At 58.4% G+C, this 21,771-nt stretch carries 22 protein-coding genes; 12 read left to right on the top strand and 10 right to left on the bottom strand.

What is annotated here, in order from left to right; all coding sequences use genetic code 11:
* Positions 1–113: 113 nt before the first annotated feature.
* From rpe to trpE, 3 genes are all read left to right on the top strand, one after another.
* Positions 114–788, top strand: coding sequence for a ribulose-phosphate 3-epimerase (gene rpe / locus AB4O01_RS17270; RefSeq protein ID WP_007918813.1), 675 nt, complete (start codon positions 114–116; stop codon positions 786–788).
* Positions 785–1,603, top strand: a complete 819-nt coding sequence (locus AB4O01_RS17265) for a phosphoglycolate phosphatase (protein ID WP_034155098.1) — start codon at positions 785–787, stop codon at positions 1,601–1,603. The genes rpe and AB4O01_RS17265 overlap by 4 nt, the downstream gene beginning before the upstream one ends.
* 71 nt (positions 1,604–1,674) lie before the next feature.
* The gene (gene trpE / locus AB4O01_RS17260; RefSeq protein ID WP_460089083.1) at positions 1,675–3,153 is read left to right on the top strand and encodes an anthranilate synthase component I; all 1,479 of its coding nucleotides are present in this window, start codon (positions 1,675–1,677) and stop codon (positions 3,151–3,153) included.
* Positions 3,154–3,322: 169 nt separating this feature from the next.
* Here trpE and estP read toward each other — a convergent pair whose 3' ends face one another.
* Complete coding sequence (gene estP, locus AB4O01_RS17255; protein WP_460089082.1) at positions 3,323–5,230, bottom strand: esterase EstP; 1,908 nt, start codon at positions 5,228–5,230, stop codon at positions 3,323–3,325.
* A 408-nt stretch (positions 5,231–5,638) separates the two neighbouring features.
* Here estP and AB4O01_RS17250 point away from each other — a divergent pair, with 408 nt between their 5' ends.
* From AB4O01_RS17250 to AB4O01_RS17235, 4 genes are all read left to right on the top strand, one after another.
* Positions 5,639–6,232, top strand: a complete 594-nt coding sequence (locus AB4O01_RS17250) for an aminodeoxychorismate/anthranilate synthase component II (RefSeq protein WP_186619856.1) — start codon at positions 5,639–5,641, stop codon at positions 6,230–6,232.
* A 9-nt stretch (positions 6,233–6,241) separates the two neighbouring features.
* Positions 6,242–7,291: an anthranilate phosphoribosyltransferase gene (gene trpD / locus AB4O01_RS17245; RefSeq protein ID WP_095050325.1), complete on the top strand. Its 1,050-nt coding sequence runs from the start codon at positions 6,242–6,244 to the stop codon at positions 7,289–7,291.
* The gene (trpC, locus tag AB4O01_RS17240) at positions 7,288–8,124 is read left to right on the top strand and encodes an indole-3-glycerol phosphate synthase TrpC (RefSeq protein WP_093441870.1); all 837 of its coding nucleotides are present in this window, start codon (positions 7,288–7,290) and stop codon (positions 8,122–8,124) included. Before trpD ends, trpC begins: the two co-directional genes overlap by 4 nt.
* Before the next feature lie 135 nt (positions 8,125–8,259).
* Positions 8,260–8,961 (top strand): lipoate--protein ligase family protein, encoded by a 702-nt coding sequence (locus AB4O01_RS17235; protein ID WP_460089081.1) that lies wholly within the window; start codon positions 8,260–8,262, stop codon positions 8,959–8,961.
* Positions 8,962–8,970: 9 nt separating this feature from the next.
* Here the strand turns inward: AB4O01_RS17235 and crp are convergent, their stop codons facing one another.
* The gene (gene crp, locus AB4O01_RS17230) at positions 8,971–9,615 is read right to left on the bottom strand and encodes a cAMP-activated global transcriptional regulator CRP (protein ID WP_093441863.1); all 645 of its coding nucleotides are present in this window, start codon (positions 9,613–9,615) and stop codon (positions 8,971–8,973) included.
* Between the two features lie 238 nt (positions 9,616–9,853).
* On the opposite strand from crp, the gene AB4O01_RS17225 reads away from it, so the two are divergent.
* Both AB4O01_RS17225 and speD read left to right on the top strand, forming a co-directional pair.
* Positions 9,854–10,276 carry an OsmC family protein gene (locus AB4O01_RS17225; RefSeq protein WP_016772921.1) on the top strand — a complete coding sequence of 141 codons (423 nt, stop codon included), beginning with the start codon at positions 9,854–9,856 and terminating at the stop codon, positions 10,274–10,276.
* 237 nt (positions 10,277–10,513) lie between these two features.
* Positions 10,514–11,308, top strand: a complete 795-nt coding sequence (gene speD / locus AB4O01_RS17220; protein ID WP_194935305.1) for an adenosylmethionine decarboxylase — start codon at positions 10,514–10,516, stop codon at positions 11,306–11,308.
* 111 nt (positions 11,309–11,419) lie between these two features.
* On the opposite strand, the gene coq7 is transcribed toward speD, so the two are convergent.
* From coq7 to hemJ, 6 genes are all read right to left on the bottom strand, one after another.
* Positions 11,420–12,067: a 2-polyprenyl-3-methyl-6-methoxy-1,4-benzoquinone monooxygenase gene (gene coq7, locus AB4O01_RS17215; RefSeq protein WP_008077993.1), complete on the bottom strand. Its 648-nt coding sequence runs from the start codon at positions 12,065–12,067 to the stop codon at positions 11,420–11,422.
* A 196-nt stretch (positions 12,068–12,263) separates the two neighbouring features.
* Positions 12,264–12,602: a histidine triad nucleotide-binding protein gene (locus AB4O01_RS17210; protein ID WP_003228789.1), complete on the bottom strand. Its 339-nt coding sequence runs from the start codon at positions 12,600–12,602 to the stop codon at positions 12,264–12,266.
* Between the two features lie 57 nt (positions 12,603–12,659).
* Positions 12,660–13,448 (bottom strand): SDR family NAD(P)-dependent oxidoreductase, encoded by a 789-nt coding sequence (locus tag AB4O01_RS17205; protein ID WP_093441854.1) that lies wholly within the window; start codon positions 13,446–13,448, stop codon positions 12,660–12,662.
* Positions 13,449–13,509: 61 nt separating this feature from the next.
* Entirely contained in the window at positions 13,510–14,460 is a 951-nt protein-coding gene (locus AB4O01_RS17200) for a DUF805 domain-containing protein (RefSeq protein ID WP_093441849.1), read from the bottom strand.
* Positions 14,461–14,535: 75 nt separating this feature from the next.
* Positions 14,536–15,507 (bottom strand): NAD(P)H-dependent flavin oxidoreductase, encoded by a 972-nt coding sequence (locus tag AB4O01_RS17195; RefSeq protein ID WP_099757314.1) that lies wholly within the window; start codon positions 15,505–15,507, stop codon positions 14,536–14,538.
* 33 nt (positions 15,508–15,540) lie between these two features.
* A complete protein-coding gene (gene hemJ, locus AB4O01_RS17190; protein ID WP_034155111.1) occupies positions 15,541–15,969 on the bottom strand; it encodes a protoporphyrinogen oxidase HemJ in 429 nt (142 codons plus the stop codon).
* Positions 15,970–16,102: 133 nt separating this feature from the next.
* Between hemJ and argC the strand changes: the two genes are divergently transcribed.
* Entirely contained in the window at positions 16,103–17,137 is a 1,035-nt protein-coding gene (argC, locus tag AB4O01_RS17185) for an N-acetyl-gamma-glutamyl-phosphate reductase (protein WP_460089080.1), read from the top strand.
* A 168-nt stretch (positions 17,138–17,305) separates the two neighbouring features.
* Positions 17,306–17,656, top strand: coding sequence for an iron-sulfur cluster insertion protein ErpA (gene erpA, locus AB4O01_RS17180; RefSeq protein WP_008077999.1), 351 nt, complete (start codon positions 17,306–17,308; stop codon positions 17,654–17,656).
* Between the two features lie 71 nt (positions 17,657–17,727).
* On the opposite strand, the gene AB4O01_RS17175 is transcribed toward erpA, so the two are convergent.
* Both AB4O01_RS17175 and AB4O01_RS17170 read right to left on the bottom strand, forming a co-directional pair.
* A complete protein-coding gene (locus AB4O01_RS17175) occupies positions 17,728–18,819 on the bottom strand; it encodes an anhydro-N-acetylmuramic acid kinase (protein WP_093441839.1) in 1,092 nt (363 codons plus the stop codon).
* 3 nt (positions 18,820–18,822) lie between these two features.
* Positions 18,823–20,241 carry a peptidoglycan DD-metalloendopeptidase family protein gene (locus AB4O01_RS17170; protein ID WP_460089079.1) on the bottom strand — a complete coding sequence of 473 codons (1,419 nt, stop codon included), beginning with the start codon at positions 20,239–20,241 and terminating at the stop codon, positions 18,823–18,825.
* Between the two features lie 212 nt (positions 20,242–20,453).
* Here AB4O01_RS17170 and tyrS point away from each other — a divergent pair, with 212 nt between their 5' ends.
* Positions 20,454–21,653 (top strand): tyrosine--tRNA ligase, encoded by a 1,200-nt coding sequence (gene tyrS / locus AB4O01_RS17165; protein ID WP_093441830.1) that lies wholly within the window; start codon positions 20,454–20,456, stop codon positions 21,651–21,653.
* The last annotated feature ends 118 nt before the right edge of the window (positions 21,654–21,771 follow it).

Below are 21,771 nucleotides of genomic sequence, written 5' to 3'. Positions count from 1 at the left end.
TCAGCGCTGGTCATCCGTCATGGCATAACCCAATCATCGCGGTCACGGTGCGCGCTTGGAAACTTGAGGTATACAATGCGCGCCATCGTGATTTAGCTCAGAAAAGGTGCGTCATGCAGCCCTTCGTAATTGCTCCGTCGATTCTCTCCGCCGACTTCGCCCGCCTCGGCGAGGAAGTAGACAACGTTCTCGCCGCTGGCGCCGACTTCGTCCACTTCGACGTCATGGACAACCACTACGTGCCAAACCTGACCATCGGTCCGATGGTCTGCGCGGCATTGCGCAAGTACGGCGTTACCGCGCCGATCGACGCGCACCTGATGGTCAGCCCGGTGGATCGCATTGTCGGCGACTTCATCGAAGCTGGCGCCACCTACATCACCTTCCACCCGGAAGCCACGCTGCACGTCGATCGCTCGCTGCAGCTGATCCGTGAAGGTGGCTGCAAATCCGGTCTGGTGTTCAACCCGGCGACCCCGCTGGACGTGCTCAAGTATGTGATCGACAAGGTCGACATGGTCTTGCTGATGAGCGTCAACCCGGGCTTCGGCGGGCAGAAGTTCATTCCTGGCACCCTCGATAAACTGCGCGAAGCGCGGGCGATCATCGATGCCTCGGGCCGTGACATCCGCCTGGAAATCGATGGCGGCGTCAACGTCAACAACATCCGCGAAATCGCCGCTGCTGGCGCTGACACCTTTGTTGCCGGCTCGGCAATCTTCAATGCGCCGAACTATCAGGAAGTCATCGACAAGATGCGTTCCGAACTGGCGCTGGCTCGCCCATGAGCGGGTTTGAGCAGCTGTTCCCGGGGAAACTGCCACGGCTGGTGATGTTCGATCTGGATGGCACACTGATCGACTCGGTTCCGGACCTGGCAGCCGCCGTGGACACCATGCTGCTCTCTCTCGGCCGGCAACCGGCGGGCATCGATTCGGTGCGCGAGTGGGTGGGCAACGGCGCGCCAGTACTGGTGCGCCGTGCGTTGGCCGGTGGTATCGATCATTCGGCGGTGGATGACGTCGAAGCCGAGCACGCGCTGGAAGTATTCATGGACGCCTACGGCGCCAGCCATGAGCTGACCGTGGTCTATCCCGGCGTGCGCGACACTCTCAAGTGGCTGCACAAGCAAGGCGTGGCCATGGCGCTGATTACCAACAAACCGGAGCGCTTCGTCGCGCCGCTGCTGGATCAGATGAAGATCGGTCGCTACTTCAAGTGGATCATCGGTGGCGATACCCTGCCGCAGAAAAAGCCTGATCCGGCCGCGCTGTTTTTCGTGATGAAAATGGCCAACATCCCGGCCTCGCAATCGTTGTTCGTCGGCGACTCGCGCAGCGACGTGCTGGCGGCGAAAGCGGCGGGGGTCAAATGCGTGGCGCTGAGTTATGGCTACAACCACGGCAGGCCGATCGCCGAGGAATCCCCGGCGCTGGTGATCGACGATCTGCGCAAGCTAATTCCCGGTTGCCTCGGTTCGGCCGCTGAGATAACGTTGCCCGACGCTGCTCAATCCCATTCTGGAAACGCCATCGTGGTGGTCACTCGCAAACTCTGGATGAAAGTCATCAAGGCCCTGGCCCGCTGGCGTTGGCGCGCCTGACTTGTTCCTGGCCGGCCTGCCGGCGCGTTTGCATACCTGACTGATTTGCCCCTCACACCACGAGGCACCTTATGATCCGCGAAGAATTCCTGCGCTTGGCCGCTGACGGCTACAACCGCATTCCGTTGGCCTGCGAAACCCTGGCCGACTTCGACACCCCGCTGTCGATCTACCTGAAACTGGCCGACCAGCCCAACTCCTACCTGCTCGAATCGGTACAGGGCGGCGAGAAATGGGGCCGTTACTCGATCATCGGTCTGCCGTGCCGCACTGTGTTGCGGGTTCATGACCATCACGTCAGCATCACCGTTGATGGCGTCGAGACCGAAAGCCACGACGTTGAAGATCCGCTGGCCTTCGTCGAAACCTTCAAGGCGCGTTACAACGTGCCGACCATCGCCGGTCTGCCGCGTTTCAACGGTGGTCTGGTCGGTTACTTCGGTTATGACTGCGTGCGTTATGTCGAGAAGCGCTTGGGCAAGTGCCCGAACCCGGATCCGCTGGGCGTACCGGATATTCTGCTGATGGTTTCCGACGCCGTCGTGGTGTTCGACAACCTCGCCGGCAAGATGCACGCGATCGTGCTGGCCGACCCTGCGCAGGCGGATGCCTTCGAACAAGGTCAGGCACAGTTGCAGGCGTTGCTGGAAAAACTCCGTCAGCCGATCACCCCGCGCCGCGGCCTGGATTTCAGCAAGCAGCAGTCGGCTGATCCGGTGTTCCGTTCGAGTTTCACCCAGAACGACTACGAAAAAGCCGTCGATACCATCAAGGAATACATCCTTGCCGGTGACTGCATGCAGGTTGTGCCGTCGCAGCGCATGTCGATCGACTTCAAGGCTGCGCCGATCGATCTGTACCGCGCTTTGCGTTGCTTCAACCCGACGCCGTACATGTACTTTTTCAACTTCGGCGACTTCCACGTCGTTGGCAGTTCGCCGGAAGTGCTGGTGCGGGTCGAAGACAACCTGATCACCGTGCGCCCGATTGCCGGCACGCGCCCACGTGGCGCCACGGAAGAAGCGGATGTGGCGCTGGAAGAGGACTTGCTGTCAGACGACAAGGAGATCGCCGAGCACTTGATGCTGATCGATCTGGGTCGTAACGACACTGGCCGGGTTTCGGAAATCGGCTCGGTGAAGCTCACCGAGAAGATGGTCATCGAGCGCTATTCCAACGTGATGCACATCGTCTCCAACGTCACCGGCCAGTTGAAAGCCGGGCTGACGGCAATGGACGCGCTGCGAGCGATTCTGCCGGCGGGCACCTTGTCGGGCGCGCCGAAGATTCGCGCGATGGAAATCATCGACGAACTGGAGCCGGTCAAGCGTGGCGTCTACGGTGGGGCGGTGGGTTACTTCGCCTGGAACGGCAACATGGACACCGCGATTGCGATTCGTACGGCGGTGATCAAGAACGGCGAACTGCACGTGCAGGCCGGCGGCGGCATCGTTGCCGACTCGGTGCCGGCACTGGAATGGGAAGAAACTCTGAACAAGCGCCGCGCGATGTTCCGCGCCGTGGCCCTGGCCGAGCAAACCCCGGACTGATCACTGATCTTCCCTGTGGGAGCGAGCTTGCTCGCGAAGGCGTTGTGTCAGCAAACATTAAAGGCGACTGACACACCCTCTTCGCGAGCAGGCTCGCTCCCACAGTGGGCTTTGTGTTCGGCAATAAAAAGCGGCGCCTGTGAAGGCGCCGCTTTTTTATGCGTGGGATTTAGAAGTCGAGCACAACCCCGACATTAACGCCCTGCTGGGTAAAGTCATCATCCTTGCGCAGCGAGTAGCCGCCGCGCAGCGCCAGATCCGCCGTGAGTTTGTGGCTGACGCCCAGGCTCAAACGGTTCAAATGACTCTGCGGCGTGTAGCCCTCAAGTTTGAAGTCGTTGGCCGGCAAGGTATTGAGCGCGATGTTGACCTTCTGCACGTCGTCTTCGTACTCACGCTCGTGAGCGTACTCGCCGAATATCTGGGTTTGCGGGGTGATGTTGTACTTGCCCTGCAAGCCCAACCCCAGGCGTTTCGAGTCACGAGTCTGATCATCGAAAGTCAGCGCCGTGGCGCGGTTGCTTTTCTCTGAGTAGCCGTCGACATCGACGCTGGCGTAGTCGGCGCTGACGAATGGCGACAGGTGCCACTCGCTGCCCGGCTGGGCAATGTCGTAACCGACGCGGGCGCTGAAGGCCCAGAGGCTGCCGTCGGTGTCGCCTTTTTCAGCACCTTCGCTGACGCCCAGATCAAACTTGCGCTTGAGGTTGTCGTAGTCGAGTTTGCCGCCGGTCAACGCTGCGTCAGCCCACCAGCGATTTTGCTGATATTGGGCAAATGCCGTGGCCATGTAGCTGTTGAGTTTGTAGTCGGAATCGTTATGCCCAGCCTCCAGATTCTGCCGGTAGAAACCGCCTGCCACACCGACGCGCCAAGCTTCATTCAAGCGGTAGCTGCCGCCGACGTTGAGGTTGTAACCGCTGCCATCGGCGCTGGCGCCGCTGCTTTGGCTGTCGACATCAAGATGTTGGCCGCCTGCCGAAACAATGGCGCGCCATTGTCCTACCGCTTGCCAGTTCTCCCAGTCCGCCTGCCATTGATTGCGCAGCTCATCCTGATGCGCACGCACGGTGGCGTGGGCCATTTCCGGTAGCAGCGTCAGCTCCCACGGCGCGGCGAGCAGGGAATAGGCGTAATCGGAGATCAGCTTTTGCCCGGCCTCGGTCGGGTGCACGCCGTCGTTGTAGATCAGCTTGCTCGGATCGGGTGTCGCGCTGTTGATGCCGTAACGGGCGTTTTCGGTGCAGCTATTGCCACTGAAGCAGGTCGCAGTGAGGTTCTGATCGGTTGCGAGGCCAAAACGTCCTGGATCGGCAAACACTTCCGACAACAGGACCGGAATGTTCAGCGGAATGATTTCAGCGTTGATGCCTTGCAGGCGAGTGACCAACTGGCTGTTGAACTGCGTGGCGAGCTGGCTGCTGAAGGCTTGCAGCGGTGTACCGTTGATGGCCGGGGTCAGGCCAACGTCAGGCAACAGCCAGACCATCACGTACTTGGCGCCGGCGGTTTGCAGGGTCTGCACGCTGTCGGCCAGTCGATCGGCGGCGGCGTTGGCTTGCGGCAGGCTGAGAATGCGACCTTGCAGGAAGTCGTTACCGCCGCCGGAAATGTAATACAGCGCCTTCGGGTCGGCGCGGAAGCCGTTCGATGGCAGGTAACCGGCGCGGGTGCGTTCGCCGGTTGCGGATTGCGTGGTGATCGAGTCGAGGATCTGGTCGGTGCGATAACCGCCGACCGCCCAGTTGTTACCGTCCGGCTGGCCGTTTTCGGCGCGCACGGCAGAGCTGGAGGAGGCTGTCTGGTCTGGCGAAAAGCCAAGGCGTCCGCCGAGCAACTGCGTGGAATTCAATGAATACAGTTCACCGCTGCCATCCTGATACACCGGCCCGGTCCGGTTGGTGTAACGCTCGGTGGAGCCGGCTGGTCCGCCAGTGTCGGTGAAGGTTCCGGCGTCATTCAGACTGTCGCCGAAAACTATGAAATTCGAATAGGGATTGGGTGCAGCATTGGCCTGAGCACAAGCCAGTGCAAGCAGGCAGCCAGCCAGCGGTACAAACAACGTCTGTTTGATCATGAGCAAGTCCGTTTATTTATTATTGTGGGTGAACGAAACGACAGTACCAAAAACTCCCGGCGTTTTGCCATCGGTCGCGAATCCTCCCCCGGTTTTATCTGCCGCAGCCCCGGCCATATTGCACGCTCCGCCCAGCTAAGTTACTGTGCCGGAACGTATGAACGAGACCTTCCCCGTGTTGATCACCAGCAAACTTCTGGATCAAGTCATCAAGGCACACGCCCGCTGGCGTTGGCGCGCCTGAATCTTTTCTGCCGGCCCCGCCGGATCTTTATCGCTTTGCCTTCCTTGCCTGTTTGAAATGCCGCTGTGCCGACGCATCTTTCTGCGTCCGACATCGTGCAGCGCCCTGCGGGCAAGTGATCTGAAGGCTGTTTTCAAATCAGAATTCAAGAGGTTCGACACGCCATGTTGCTGATGATCGACAACTACGACTCCTTTACTTACAACGTTGTGCAATACCTCGGCGAGCTGGGTGCCGAAGTCAAAGTGGTGCGCAACGACGAGCTGACCATCGCCGAAATCGAAGCACTCAAGCCTGAGCGCATCGTGGTTTCCCCCGGCCCGTGCACGCCAACCGAAGCCGGCATCTCCATCGAAGCGATCAAGCACTTTGCCGGCAAGCTGCCGATCCTCGGCGTCTGCCTCGGCCACCAGTCCATCGGTCAGGCCTTTGGCGGCGACGTAGTGCGTGCGCGGCAGGTGATGCACGGTAAGACTAGTCCGGTATTCCACGAGGACAAGGGCGTTTTCGCTGGCCTGAACCATCCGCTGACCGTCACCCGTTACCACTCGCTGATCGTCAAGCATGCGACGTTGCCCGATTGCCTGGAGCTGACCGCATGGACGCAACACGATGACGGCAGCGTCGACGAAATCATGGGCCTGCGTCACAAGACCCTGAACATTGAGGGCGTACAGTTTCACCCCGAGTCGATCCTGACCGAGCAGGGCCATGAGCTGTTTGCCAACTTCCTCAAACAAACCGGCGGCACGCGCTAAGGACTTCCCATGAATATCAAGACAGCCCTGAGCCGTATCGTCGATCACCTCGACCTCAGCACCGATGAAATGCGCGACGTGATGCGCGAAATCATGACCGGCCAATGCACCGACGCGCAGATCGGCGCGTTCATGATGGCCATGCGCATGAAGAGCGAGAGCATCGACGAAATCGTCGGCGCCGTGTCGGTGATGCGTGAGCTGGCCGATCAGGTCGAACTGAAGACCCTCGACGGCGTGGTCGATGTGGTCGGCACCGGCGGTGACGGCGCGAACATCTTCAACGTATCCACCGCCTCTTCGTTTGTCGTAGCGGCAGCCGGTTGCACCGTGGCCAAGCACGGCAACCGCGCGGTATCGGGCAAGAGCGGCAGCGCCGACTTGCTGGAAGCCGCCGGCATCTATCTGAACCTGACGCCGGTGCAAGTCGCGCGTTGCATCGACAACGTCGGCATCGGTTTCATGTTTGCCCAGACCCACCACAAAGCCATGAAGTACGCCGCCGGCCCGCGCCGCGATCTTGGCTTGCGTACGCTGTTCAACATGCTCGGCCCGCTTACGAATCCGGCCGGTGTGAAACATCAGGTGGTGGGCGTGTTCACTCAGGCATTGTGCCGGCCATTGGCCGAAGTCTTGCAGCGCCTGGGCAGCAAGCATGTACTGGTGGTGCATTCGAAGGACGGCCTGGACGAGTTCAGTCTTGCCGCGCCGACTTTTGTTGCCGAGTTGAAGAACAACGAAATCACCGAGTATTGGGTCGAGCCGGAAGATCTCGGCATGAAGAGCCAGAGCCTGCACGGTCTGTCGGTCGAAGGCCCGGAGGCGTCGCTGGCGCTGATCCGTGATGCTCTCGGCAAGCGCAAGACCGAAAACGGCCAGAAAGCCGCCGAAATGATTGTGCTCAATGCCGGTGCGGCGCTTTATGCCGCTGACGTGGCGAGTAGTTTGAAACAGGGTGTGGAGCTTGCGCACGACGCCCTGCACACCGGCCTCGCTCGAGAAAAACTCGAGGAGCTGGGTGCCTTTACGGCGGTATTCAAAGTGGAGAATGAGGGATGAGTGTACCGACGGTTCTGGAAAACATTCTGGCCCGCAAGGTTCAGGAAGTCGCCGAGCGTAGCGCCCGTGTGAGCCTGAGTGAGCTGGAAAGTCTGGCCAAGGCGGCCGATGCACCCCGTGGTTTTGCCCAAGCGTTGCTGGCGCAAGCCAAGAAGAAGCAGCCCGCAGTCATTGCCGAAATCAAAAAGGCCTCGCCGAGCAAAGGTGTGATCCGCGAGAACTTCATTCCGGCCGACATCGCCAAAAGCTACGAGAAGGGCGGGGCGACCTGTCTGTCCGTGCTGACCGACATCGATTACTTCCAGGGCGCCGATGCTTATCTGCAACAGGCCCGAGCCGCGTGCAAACTGCCGGTGATTCGCAAGGACTTCATGATCGATCCTTACCAGATCGTCGAAGCCCGCGCGCTGGGTGCTGACTGTGTGCTGCTGATCGTCTCCGCACTGGATGACGTGAAAATGGCCGAGCTGGCCGCTGTCGCCAAAGGCGTCGGTCTCGATGTGTTGGTCGAAGTGCACGACGGCGATGAGCTGGAACGTGCATTGAAAACCCTCGACACGCCGCTGGTCGGGGTCAACAACCGTAACCTGCACACCTTCGACGTCAGCCTGGAAACCACCCTCGACCTGCTGCCGCGCATTCCGCGCGATCGTCTGGTCATCACTGAGAGCGGTATTCTCAATCGTGCCGATGTCGAGTTGATGGAAATCAGCGAAGTGTATTCGTTCCTGGTGGGTGAAGCGTTCATGCGCGCCGAGAATCCTGGCACTGAATTGCAGCGTCTGTTCTTCCCGGAGCGCGGGACTTCCATCAGCGGTTCGACCCTCGACTGATTCGCTCTAGACTGAGTCGAGACCATCGCGAGCAGGCTCACTCCCACAGGGGAAATGCATTCCAATGTGGGAGCGAGCTTGCTCGCGAAGGGGCCATCGAAACCGCAAAAGATTTCCATGTTGCCGGAGCCTGTTATGTCGCTGCCAACCTCCCTGACCATCGAAACCGGCCTGCAAGCCGAACAAGACTTGCTGGCCTCGGTCTGCGCCGGTGATGCAGAATTCGGCCTTCTATTCTGGCAACCCAGCGATCGTGCGTTGGTCATGCCTCGCCGCCTCAATCGCCTCGCCACGTTCGACCACGCCTGCGAAGTCTCAGCCGCCGCTGGCTGGCCCGTCCTGCTACGCGAAACCGGTGGCGAACCCGTCCCGCAATCAGCGGCGACGATCAACATCGCCCTGGTCTATGCACCACCACGCAGCGAAGGCGACCTGAACCGCATCGAAACCGGCTACCACCGTCTCTGCGACCCGATCTGTCAGTTGCTGGAGGAGTTGGGCGGCACGTCATCACTTGGCGAAATCGACGGTGCATTCTGCGACGGCCGTTTCAACGTCAACCTCGACGGTCGCAAAATGGTCGGCACGGCCCAGCGCTGGCGCCAGAGTCAGGGCGGGCAACGTCCGGTGGGCCTGGTGCACGGTGCGATGCTGATGGATAACGAGCGCGACTCGATGGTCGCGGCGGTCAATCGCTTCAATGAAGCGTGCGGCCTGGAGCTGCGGGTGCGGGCGGAGAGCCACATTGGCCTGCATGAAAAGTTCAACGCGCCTGGGGCTTTGGCGCGTCTCGATGAACTGTTTCGTTTGATGCTGGCGCAGATCTACAACGCCTGACTATCGGGCTTAGCGCGTACCGAAGACCACCATGGTCTTGCCTTTCACATCGACCAGGTTGCGCTCCTCAAGATCCTTGAGCACGCGACCGACCATCTCCCGCGAACAACCGACAATCCGGCCGATTTCCTGACGGGTCACCTTGATCTGCATGCCATCCGGGTGTGTCATTGCGTCCGGCTGCTTGCACAACTCCAGCAGGCAACGCGCCACTCGGCCGGTTACATCGAAGAACGCCAGATCGCCGACCTTGCGCGTGGTGTTGCGCAGACGTTGTGCGATTTGTCCGCTGAGTACGTAAAGAATGTCCGGATCCTGCTGCGACAATTCGCGGAACTTGGCGTAGCTGATTTCCGCTGTTTCGCATTCGACCTTGGCCCGCACCCAGGCGCTGCGTTGCTGTTCCTGTCCCGCTTGCTCGAACAGGCCCAGTTCGCCAAAGAAATCCCCGGCGTTGAGGTAAGCGATGATCATCTCCCGACCGTCGTCATCCTCGATCAGGATCGTCACAGAACCCTTGATGATGAAGTACAGCGTGTCCGAGCGATCGCCCGCACAGATGATGTTGCTCTTGGCCGCATGGCGACGGCGCTGGCAATGCATCAACAGCTTGTCGAGATTCTTGATTTTGGATGTGGGGGTAATAGCAACCATGGTTGTATCCCGAAAAGACTGCACGGTGATGTTTGATTTTTTATGAGGCGCTGAAGGCGGTCGCTACACGGGCTGGCATGGGCGCCAGCGAATTGGCGCCAGCTTAACAGACACTTCGTCGCAAATTCGAGAAATTACCTACAGCGCTGAGGCATCGTGTCCTAGGAACGTTGCTCGCTGTCCGGGCAAAGCCCTGTGCTAAGCTGGCGACCCTTTTTTTTACAGTGGAGTCTGGGCGATGAAGGCACGCATCCAATGGGCTGGCGAAGCCATGTTCCTCGGCGAATCCGGTAGCGGTCATGTCGTGGTGATGGACGGTCCGCCGGACGCCGGTGGTCGTAATCTGGGTGTTCGTCCGATGGAAATGCTTCTGCTGGGTGTCGGCGGTTGCAGCAACTTCGACGTGGTCAGCATCCTGAAGAAATCCCGTCAGGCCGTTGAAAGCTGCGAGGCCTTTCTCGACGCCGAGCGCGCGACCGAAGATCCGAAGGTGTTCACCAAGATCCACATGCATTTCGTGGTCAAGGGCCGTGGCTTGAAAGAAGCTCAGGTCAAGCGCGCCATTGAACTGTCCGCCGAGAAATACTGCTCCGCTTCGATCATGCTTGGCGCGGCAGGCGTGGCGATCACCCACGACTACGAAATCGTCGAACTCGGTTGAACCAACATTCAACTATCATAAACGCAGTGCAGACTCTGACGATCACTCGTTGACGTCTGCATAATGCGCCACTTTTTTCAGGGCAGCGATCGGTCAGCCGACGGATCAACCGCTTGAACAGATAACCAAAATCGCCATAGCGAAGAGGTGTTAACCGTCCTACGCAGGTGCGTCGTTCGCACTTGACGGGCATGCTTGATCACGCGGCCGGGCCGCATACATAGAGAGTTTTTAACGGTGAAAAGCAAACTCAAGCTCCACGGGTTCAATAACCTGACAAAGACCTTGAGCTTCAATATCTATGACATCTGCTACGCGGAAACCCCGCAAGACCAGCAGGCTTACGTCGAGTACATCAATCAAGAGTACAACGCGAAACGCCTGACGCAGATTCTCACAGAAGTTGTCGAGATCATTGGTGCCAACATCCTGAACATTGCCAGTCAGGACTATGAACCCCAGGGCGCCAGCGTCACGATTCTGATTTCTGAAGAGCCGGTAACCCCGACTGAAAGCCAGATCGAAGAGTCGCCGGGTCCGTTGCCCGAAATTATCCTGGCCCACCTCGACAAGAGTCACATTACGGTGCACACCTACCCGGAAATCCATCCGGATGACGGTATTGCAACTTTCCGTGTGGACATCGATGTGTCGACTTGTGGTGTCATTTCACCGCTCAAAGCGCTCAATTTCCTCATTCACCAGTTCGATTCGGACATCGTGACTGTGGATTACCGTGTGCGCGGCTTCACCCGTGACGTTGAAGGCAACAAGCACTTCATCGACCACGAGATCAATTCGATCCAGAACTACCTCTCCGAAGACACCCGCGACGCGTACCAGATGACTGACGTGAACGTGTACCAGGAAAACCTGTTCCACACCAAAATGCTGCTGAAGAACTTCGAACTGGACAACTACCTGTTCGGCGACGCCACCAGCAATCTGTCCTCCGAGCAGCGCGTTCAGGTGACCGACCGTGTGAAACACGAAATGCTCGAAATCTTCTACGCACGCAACATGCCGACCTAAGATTCCCGGGCACAAAAAAGGCGACTGTTTCAGGACAGTCGCCTTTTTTATTGCTGGAACAAAGCACCCTGTGGGGGCGAGCCTGCTCGCGATTCAGCACCTACACAGATCTCAGATCCGATAAGTGCTCTTGGTCATCACCTTGGCCAGAATACTCATCCCGAACTTCACCGGCGCCGGAAACCGAAAACCCCCAGCCTCCAGCGCACTTTCCGCATGATGTTCTTCATCTATGCGCATCTGCTCCAGAATTGCCCGGGACTTTTCGTCCTCGGCCGGCAATTGCTCCAGGTGTTCATTCAAGTGCTTGCACACCTGATGCTCGGTCGCCGCGACGAATCCAAGGCTGACCTTGTCGCTGATCAACCCGGCCACTGCGCCGATCCCGAACGACATCCCGTAAAACAGTGGATTCAAAACGCTGGTATGGCTGCCCAACTGATGAATACGCTGTTCGCACCAGACCAGATGATCAATCTCTTCTTCGGCGGCGTGCTCCATGGCCTCGCGCACCTGAGGCAGCTTGGCGGTCAACGCCTGCCCCTGATACAGCGCTTGGGCGCAGACTTCACCGGTATGGTTGATACGCATCAGGCCGGCGACGTGGCGGGTGTCTTCGTCGCTCATCTGCGTGTCCGGCTGCAAAATCGCCGGCGACGGACGGTACGGCTGGCCACTGAAGGGCAGCAGAGTACGCATTGCAGCATCGGCTTGCAGCAGAAGACGGTCAATCGGCGAGTAGTGACGTTGGGTAGTCATGCTGACCTCCGGGAAGAATCTCGGCGGCCAGTTTAACCGAATCGGCCGGGGAAGGTTTGCGTTGGGTCATTTGCTGCGCGGTCATGCTTTTTTGTGGGAGTGAGCTTGCTCGCGAAAGCGGAGTGTCAGGCAATGGAGGTTTTGAATCTGCCGACGCCTTCGCGAGCAAGCTCGCTCCCACAGTTTTTGTCGTGAATCAGCCCGGTGGCCAGTTCATCTGACGCTGACCGAGTACGTGCATATGAATGTGATAGACGGTCTGCCCACCTTTTTCATTGCAGTTCATCACCACGCGGAAACCTTCTTCGCAACCCAGTTCCAGTGCCAGACGCTGCGCAGTGAACAGGATGTGCCCGGCCAGTGCCTTGTCATCTTCGGTCAGGTCATTGAGGGTGCGCACCGGTTTTTTCGGGATCACCAGGAAATGCACCGGTGCCTGAGGGGCGATGTCATGGAAGGCCAGAACCTGGTCGTCTTCGTAAATGATCTTGGCCGGGATTTCCCGGTTGATGATCTTGGTGAACAGAGTATCCACTGCTGTTTTCTCCGCTGTTTGGGCTGAATCGAGTGTACCGCGTTGAATCCGGTTTCTTCAGCGCGGGCAGTAAGCTTTATTGACCATACCGACGATGGTGCGATTGAGCCAGCGCGAGCCCAGTCGCGGCAAGAACGCGAACCAGCGGTTGCGTCGTCCGGGAATGATGATTGCGCGGTTCTTGTCGAGGGCGCGTACGGTGTACAGCGCAACTTCCTCTGGGCTCATCATTAACTTGCTGTCTTTGAGTTTGTCGCTGTTCAGCTGCGCCGTGCGGAAAAATGCCGTGCGTGTCGGGCCGGGGCAGAGTACCGAGACCTTCACCGCACTTTGTTTCAGTTCAACCCGCAAGGCTTCGGAGAAGTGCAGCACATACGCCTTGCTGGCGTAGTAAGTGCTCATCCATGGGCCGGGATTGAAGGCGGCCACCGAGGCGACGTTGAGAATCTGCCCGCCGCCCTGCAGCGCCATGCTGTTGCCGATGGCGTGGCAGAGACGGGTGAGGGCGAGGATGTTCACTTCGATCAGATCCTGCTCGGTCATCCAGTCCTGTGCGAGAAACGGGCCGCAGGTGCCGATGCCGGCGCAATTGACCAGCAAGTCGATCTGTCGGTCACCTTCTTCCAGTTCCAGCAGGAAGCCGGACAGACGCAATGGCTCGCCCAGATCGCAGGCGCGGAACAGTACCTCGACGCCAAAACGCTGGGTCAATTCGATCGCAATGCTTTCGAGCTGATCACGCTGTCGGGCCACCAGAATCAGGCTGCGGCCACGCCGGGCCAGAGCTTCGGCCATGGCCAGGCCGATGCCGCTGGAGGCGCCGGTGATCAGTGCGTAACGGGTCATGCAATTCTCCATCGCAACAGCTCCGCGCCGGCGACGCGGGTGTCACGGCGGGGAGCGCTGTTCATTCTTTCGCAGAGTCTACAGGGGCCTGCGCCGCTTCGGCTGCCTCGTCGGCGGAATCCGCAGGCGTTTCGACCTCTACTTCGACTTCGTCAGTGGTCACCGAGCCACTTTCGTAGCTGCTTTCCAGATTGCTTTCATATTCCTGCTGGATGGCTGAGATGCCGCCGAGCATTCCACCGACAAAAATCAGTGCGAAGAACACGATCCACAGGGAGCACAGCACTTTCACGGCGGTGCTGTTTGGCGGCGGGGGAGGGCCGTAGCGATTGGCGCCGGTGTTGCCCGGTACGACCATGATCACCAGCGGGAAGAAGCTGCCCACGAACGGTACCAGGTTCAGCAGCCAGAGCCAGCCGGACCAGCCAATGTCGTGCAGACGCTGGACGCTGAACAGAATGCTGACAATCAGGAAGGCGATAAACAGGAAGAACGCGAAAATTCCGCCGATGATCAGGCCGGTGGTGGAGTCGCCGCTGACCAGACCCAGAGCCAGCAGGGCGAACACGCCGACAATGGGCAGGGTCACCAGACTCAGGACCATCGTCCATGCCAGAAAACGCAGGCGGCCGATTCGCCCTTCGACGCTGAACGGCTTGAGCGTGGCGAACGCCGGAAGATTTTCCCCCACATTGGCGCGAGGCGGTGCATACGGGGAGTCCGGTTCTGCCACCACAGTGGAGTGTTCCTGGACGTCCGATAGATTCAGTTCGATTGCCGTCTCTGCTTCAATGCGTGCATCAATCCCGGTTTTGCTCAGAGCTTGTAGATAAGCCTGTGCATCGTTGTGGGACAGGTCGCGTTTGAGTGCTACGGCGCGGCCATTGAACAGGCGTTCGATGGCGGCCACTTCACTTTTGAAAAGATCAGCCAGATTGAGCTTGGCGGTAGTGATATCGACACCGGGCTGCAAAGCACCGTCGAATACGATCTTGTAACGGGGTTCGCTCATGGCCGAGGCATCCTTGTCGCGAATGGTTTGAAAGGTCGTCAGTGTAAGGCCAGTCTTGAGTCGACTGGCCCGGTTTTATTCGCGCGGCCAGCGTTTTGGCAATTGTGCTGCGTGTTCCTGGGCTTTCCGGTATTCAGCGTCCAGCCGTGCGATCAATTGATCTACGCTCGGCAGGTCATCGATCTGTCCGACGCCTTGTCCGGCCGACCACACAGTCTTCCAGGCTTTGGCTTCATCATTGATTGGCTTGAGCTTGTCACCGAAATTCACTTCGCCTTTGCCTTGCAGAGCGGCCATGTCGAACCCGGCCGCTTCCAGGCTCTGCCGCATAAAGCTCGCCGGCACTCCCGAGACCGCTGGAGTATGGATGATGTCGGACGCCTTGGCTGTCAGCAGCATCTCCTTGTAGGCGTCGGGCGCATGACTTTCCGTGGTGCCGATAAATCGCGTACCGAAGTAGGCCAGATCCGCGCCGAGCAGCTGTGCGGCGAGAATCTCATGCCCGTGGTTAAGACATCCTGCAAGCAGAAGGGTTTTATCGAAGAACTGACGGATCTCGGCAATCAGCGCAAACGGACTCCAGGTCCCGGCATGCCCCCCGGCGCCGGCCGCCACGGCGATCAAACCGTCGACACCCGCCTCGGCCGCTTTCTCGGCATGTCGGCGAGTGGTGACGTCATGGAAGACCAGGCCGCCATAACTGTGTACCGCGTCGACCAACTCCTTCACCGCGCCGAGGCTGGTGATGACGATCGGCACTTTGTGTTCGACGCAGATGTTCAGGTCTGCCTGCAAGCGCGGGTTGCTGTTGTGCACGATCAGGTTCACCGCGTACGGCGCCGGGTTGTCCAGTGTCGCCAGGCCCGCTTCGATCTGTTCCAGCCAGGCTTTGAATCCGCTGCTTTCGCGTTGGTTCAGCGCAGGAAAACTGCCGACCACGCCATTACGGCAGCAGGCGAGCACCAGCTCAGGGTTGGAAATCAGAAACATCGGCGCCGCCACTACAGGCAGACGCAGACGTTGTTCGAGCAAAGCGGGCAGCGACATTATGAACACCCCAAGGATCTGTACTTGTTGAAGTTAGAACGGCTTGACCACGACCAGAATTACGATAGCCAGCAATATCAGAACCGGCACTTCATTGAACCAGCGATAAAAGACATGGCTGCGGGTGTTTTCGCCACGGGCAAAACGTTTTACCTGCGCGCCGCACATGTGGTGGTAGCCGATCAGCAAGACGACCAGGGTCAGTTTGGCGTGAATCCAGCCGCCCATGCTGAAGATGCTCGGGTTGAGGTAAATCAGCCAGCCGCCGAAGATCAGCGTCGCAATCATCGCCGGACCCATGATGCCGCGATACAGCTTGCGCTCCATGACACTGAAGCGCTCTTTGCTGATCGTGTCTTCGCTTTGCGCGTGATACACGAACAGACGCGGCAAGTAGAACAGCCCGGCAAACCAGCAAACGATGCTGACAATGTGAAAAGCTTTGATCCATAGATAGAGCATTTTTAGTTATTCCAGGTTCACGGTAAGCCGGATAGTAGAGGCTTGAGCGTCCGCACGTCACCTTGACGGTTGTCGCAGGGCCGCGCGGCCCCTATTATCGACGGCTTTCCAGTGGGTTCTTTGAGGGCAGGTTATGGTCAAGGTCGGTATCGTCGGCGGCACGGGTTACACCGGTGTCGAACTGCTGCGTCTGTTGGCGCAGCATCCGCAGGCAGAAGTGGTAGTGATCACTTCCCGATCCGAGGCCGGTCTGGCCGTGGCTGACTTGTACCCGAACCTGCGCGGACACTACGACGGCCTGGCCTTCAGCGTCCCAGACATCAAGACCCTCGGCGCTTGCGACGTAGTGTTCTTCGCTACACCGCACGGTGTGGCTCACGCATTGGCCGGTGAATTGCTCGCGGCGGGCACCAAGGTCATCGACCTGTCGGCAGACTTCCGTCTACAAGACGCTGAAGAGTGGGCCAAGTGGTACGGTCAGCCGCACGGCGCACCGGAGTTGCTGGATGAAGCGGTTTACGGTCTGCCGGAAGTCAATCGCGAGCAAATCAAGAAGGCTCGCCTGATCGCGGTACCGGGTTGCTACCCAACCGCTACGCAGCTGGGTTTCCTGCCATTGCTCGAGGCTGGTCTGGCGGATACTTCGCGATTGATCGCCGACTGCAAATCCGGCGTCAGCGGTGCCGGTCGCGGTGCGGCTGTCGGCTCGCTGTACTCCGAAACGTCAGAAAGCATGAAGGCCTATGCGGTGAAAGGTCACCGTCACCTGCCGGAAATTCGCCAGGGCCTGCGTCGCGCAGCGGGCAAGGATGTCGGTCTGACCTTCGTTCCGCACCTGACTCCGATGATCCGTGGCATTCACTCGACGCTCTACGCGACCGTGGTTGATCGCTCAGTGGATCTGCAGGCGCTGTTTGAAAAGCGCTATGCCAACGAACCGTTCGTCGATGTAATGCCGGCCGGCAGCCATCCGGAAACCCGTAGCGTGCGCGGTGCCAACGTGTGCCGTATCGCCGTTCATCGTCCGCAGGATGGCGATCTGGTGGTGGTGCTGTCGGTGATCGACAACCTGGTCAAAGGTGCGTCGGGTCAAGCGGTGCAGAACATGAACATCCTGTTCGGGCTGGACGAGCGTTTCGGTCTGTCCCACGCCGGTATGCTGCCGTAACACTTTAAGCAGCACAGCGAAAAGGCCCGTTCAGCGGGCCTTTTTGCATTCTGAACAGCTCGTCGGGTTTATTGATATACCGTAACAATAGTTGACCGATTTTCTCGGACAAGCGGATAATGCGCGTCATCACGCATTATGGCGGCGTAACGCCGGGAGATAGTCAGCATGAGCGTCGAATCCTTCACCCCCACGGCTTTGCAATTCACCCACGGTGCCGCGCACAAGGTGAAGAGCCTGGTCGATGAAGAGGGGAATGATCGCTTGAAGCTGCGCGTATTCGTTACGGGCGGCGGTTGTTCAGGGTTTCAATACGGTTTCACCTTCGATGAAGATGTGGCCGAGGACGACACCATCGTCGAGCGCGAAGGCGTGAGTCTGGTGGTGGATCCGATGAGCTTCCAGTATCTGGCCGGTGCTGAAGTGGACTACCAGGAAGGTCTGGAAGGTTCGCGTTTCGTGATCAAGAACCCGAACGCCACCACGACGTGTGGTTGCGGGTCTTCGTTCTCGATCTGATCGCTCCTCGCTCCAGATAACAAAACGCCGCAGAGCCTCACGGTTCTGCGGCGTTTTGCTGTGCTTAATCTTTAAGCAGGGTAGATAGCGCCAAGTATCCGCAGCCCGCGTGCGCCGGTGACGCTTGGGCGGTTGGCGGCGATGCCTTCTAGGCAGCAATGGGCCAGCCAGGCGAAGGCCATGGCTTCGACCCAGTCCGGGTCAACGCCGTGAGTGGCAGTGCTGGCGACTTTGGTGGTCGGCAGTAGCTCGGCCAGACGCTTCATCAGCGTGGCGTTGTGCGCGCCGCCGCCGCAGACCAACAGTTCCTGAGTATCGGTTTGAGCGTTTTGCAAAGATTCAATGATCGTCAACGCGGTCAGCTCAAGCAGCGTCGCTTGCACGTTCTCGGCAGCAAAGGTTGGCAGGTGCGAGAGATGTTGTTCCAGCCAGGGCAGGTTGAACACTTCTCGGCCGGTACTTTTCGGCCCCTTGGTGACGAAGAACGGATCGCTGAGGAGTGCGTTTAGCAGTGTCGGCTCGACTGAACCTGTTTTAGCCCAGTCGCCATTGCGATCATAGTTTTCGCCGCGCTGCTGGTGAATCCAGGCGTCCATCAGCACATTCCCGGGGCCGCAGTCGAAACCGGCTACAGGTTTGGTCGGCTCAATCAGACTCAGATTGCTGAAGCCGCCGACATTCAAGACGGCCTGGTTACCGGTACGCTCTTCAAATAACGCTTCATGAAATGCAGGTACCAGCGGAGCGCCTTGGCCTCCGGCCGCCACATCGCGACTGCGGAAATCGCTGACTACGGTGATACCGGTCAGTTCGGTCAGCAGAGCGGGGTTGCCGATCTGCACGGTGAAACCGCGTGCAGGCTCATGGCGAATGGTCTGGCCGTGGCTGCCTATCGCCCGAATGTCTTGCGGTTTGAGTCGCTGCTGATCGAGGAGGGTATGAATGCCCTGCGCCGCGAGTGTCACCCAGTTCTGCTGGGCAATCGCCGAGCGGGCGATTTCGTCAGGACCGCTGGCGCACAAGCCAAGCAGCTCGGCGCGCAGGGATTCAGGCATGGGGATGTAGTGGGTGGCGACCAGTTTGATCGCCGAAGTCTGTTCGATCAGGGCAATGTCCAGACCGTCGAGGCTGGTTCCGGACATCACGCCGATATACAGGGCCATGACTTAGCGCTTGCTCGAAGCCAGCATGGTGGCTTTCTCTTGATCCATGCGCGCCATCAGCGGCTGGCTCTGTGCAAGGAAGCGAGCGCGTTCGGCTTTGGCAATTGGATCAGCCATTGGCAGCTTCTGTCCCAGCGGATCGACGTGAACGCCGTTGACCTGGAACTCATAGTGCAAGTGCGGGCCGGTCGAGAGGCCGGTGGTGCCGATGTAGCCGATGACTTGGCCTTGCTTAACGGAGCCGCCAGTCTTCACGCCTTTGGCGAAGCCTTGCATGTGGCCGTACAGCGTGCGGTAGGTGTTGCCATGCTGGATGATCACCGTGTTGCCGTAGCCACCACGACGTCCGGCCAGCAACACTTTACCGTCACCGGCAGCCTTGATTGGCGTGCCGCGCGGCGCAGCGTAATCAACACCTTTGTGGGCGCGAATCTTGTTGAGGATCGGGTGCTTGCGGCCCATTGAGAACTTCGAACTGATGCGGGCGAAATCCACCGGAGTACGGATGAACGCCTTGCGCATGCTGTTGCCGTCAGCGGTGTAGTAGCTGCTGTTGCCTTGCTTGTTGGTGTAACGCACGGCGGTGTAGGTCTTGCCGCGGTTAGTAAAGCGAGCGGACAGGATAGGTCCGGTGCCGACGGCTTTGCCGTTGACCACTTTCTGCTCGTAGATCACATCGAATTCGTCACCCTGGCGGATGTCTTGAGCGAAATCGACGTCGTAGCCAAAGACGCTGGCCATATCCATGGTCAGACTATGGGAGAGACCGGCACGGGCTGCTGATTGTGAGAGCGAGCTATTGATTACGCCATGGACGTAAGCAGTTCGAACGGTTGGTTTTGCGGTAACCCGGTTGAAGGCATAACCCTTGTCATTCTTGGTCAGGGTAATGGTTTCGACGTCACTGACCTTGCTGTGCAAACTGGTCAGTTGGCCGTCAGGGGTCAATTCGAATTCGAGCTTCTGGCCATGCTTGAGTTGGCTGAACTGTTTGGCTTGTTTGTCGCTGGCCAGGACTTCGTGAACGGAGGCGGCAGGCAGGCCGACCTTTTCGAACAGGGTCGACAGGGTATCGCCCTTGGCAACAATGACCTCGCGATGGCCAGGCGCTTTTGGCTTTTCGGAGGCTGGCGCAGGTGCAGCCTCTGCGGTTTGCGGGGTGTTTTCGCTACTGTTTTCGATTTGAGCAAATGGCGAAGCTACGGGCTCATTTGTGGCTTGAGCTGCGTCAGCGGCGTCTTGATCTTGTGTCAGTTGTTCAGCAGGACTTTCCAGTTCAAGGCTCAGGGTCGTCTTTTTGGCTTCAACATCACTGGAAGGGAATACCAGGAGTGCCAGGCTGAGAAGGGCGGCGATTCCACTTGCGGCGAGCAGGTGGGTCTTCGGGTAAAGCGGAGGCGCTTTAGACGGTTCTGTGGTCATAAGTAATTTTGACTTTGAAAAAAGATGAATTGGAAAAGATGAATGACATGATGAAGATGAAATAACTGTATAAAATATAACCAAATCATCTCTGAAGCAAGTCTGCAGACGCCGCGTTTGTGGATTGGTGTCCGTGCGCCGGGCAAAACTTGTAATTGGTGCACGATCTTGTATGGTTGGTTCCCTTTGAATCTGAGCCTTGCGGGTCTGTTATGAAGTCGGTTGAAGAGCAGCTAGCGCTGATTAAACGTGGTGCGGAAGAACTATTGGTCGAGTCCGAGCTGATCGAGAAGCTCAAGCGCGGCCAACCGCTGCGTATCAAGGCTGGTTTCGATCCGACCGCTCCTGATCTGCATTTGGGTCACACGGTGCTTATTAATAAGCTGCGCCAGTTCCAGGAGCTGGGGCATCAGGTTATCTTCCTTATAGGTGACTTCACCGGAATGATCGGTGATCCGAGCGGCAAGAGTGCTACGCGTCCTCCGTTGACTCGCGAGCAGGTTCTGGAAAACGCCGAGACTTACAAGACGCAGGTGTTCAAGATTCTTGATCCGGCGAAAACCGAAGTTGCGTTCAACTCCACCTGGATGGACCAGATGGGGCCGGCGGACTTCATCCGCCTGACCTCTCAGTACACCGTGGCGCGTATGCTTGAGCGTGACGACTTCGATAAGCGCTACACCACCAATCAGCCAATCGCTATTCACGAGTTCCTCTATCCGCTGGTGCAGGGATACGATTCGGTTGCGCTTCGGGCGGATGTCGAGCTGGGTGGTACCGATCAGAAGTTCAACTTGCTGATGGGGCGTGAGTTGCAGCGTGGTTATGGTCAAGAGGCTCAATGCATTTTGACCATGCCGCTGCTCGAAGGTCTGGATGGCGTGAAGAAGATGTCCAAATCCTTGGGCAACTACGTCGGTATCCAGGAAGCGCCGGGCGTCATGTATAGCAAGCTGGTTTCGATTCCGGATGCATTGATGTGGCGTTACTTCGAGCTTCTCAGCTTTCGCTCGATGGATGAGATCAATGCACTGCGCGCTGATGTTGAGGCGGGTGCTAATCCGCGCGATGTCAAAATCAAACTGGCTGAAGAGATCGTTGCGCGCTTCCATGGCGAAGAGGCTGCTGCCAATGCCCATCGTGCTGCGGGTAACCGTATGAAAGATGGCGAGTTGCCGGATGATCTGCCAGAGATCGAGTTGGCCTCTACTGAGGATATGCCGATCGCTGCTGTCCTTAATAAGGCAGGGTTGGTGAAGAACTCGGCGGCAGCGCGTGATCTGTTGGCGTCTGGTGGTGTGCGCATTGATGGTGCAGTCGTTGATCGCTCCTTTATATATGTACTGGGCGCGACCCACGTTTGTCAGGCTGGCAAGAAGGCGTTTGCGCGTATCACACTGAAATCTGAGTGATTTCTGAAAATAAGTGTTGACGGCGAATTTCAGATGTCTATAATTCGCCCCACTTCCGGCGCAGTCGAAACGGAAAACTCCTTGAGATTCAATGAGTTATGTAGGTTTCGGCGGCAGG

This window comes from Pseudomonas sp. S2_E02 (genome assembly GCF_054668355.1).
This window is presented reverse-complemented; position numbering and strand designations above follow the sequence as displayed.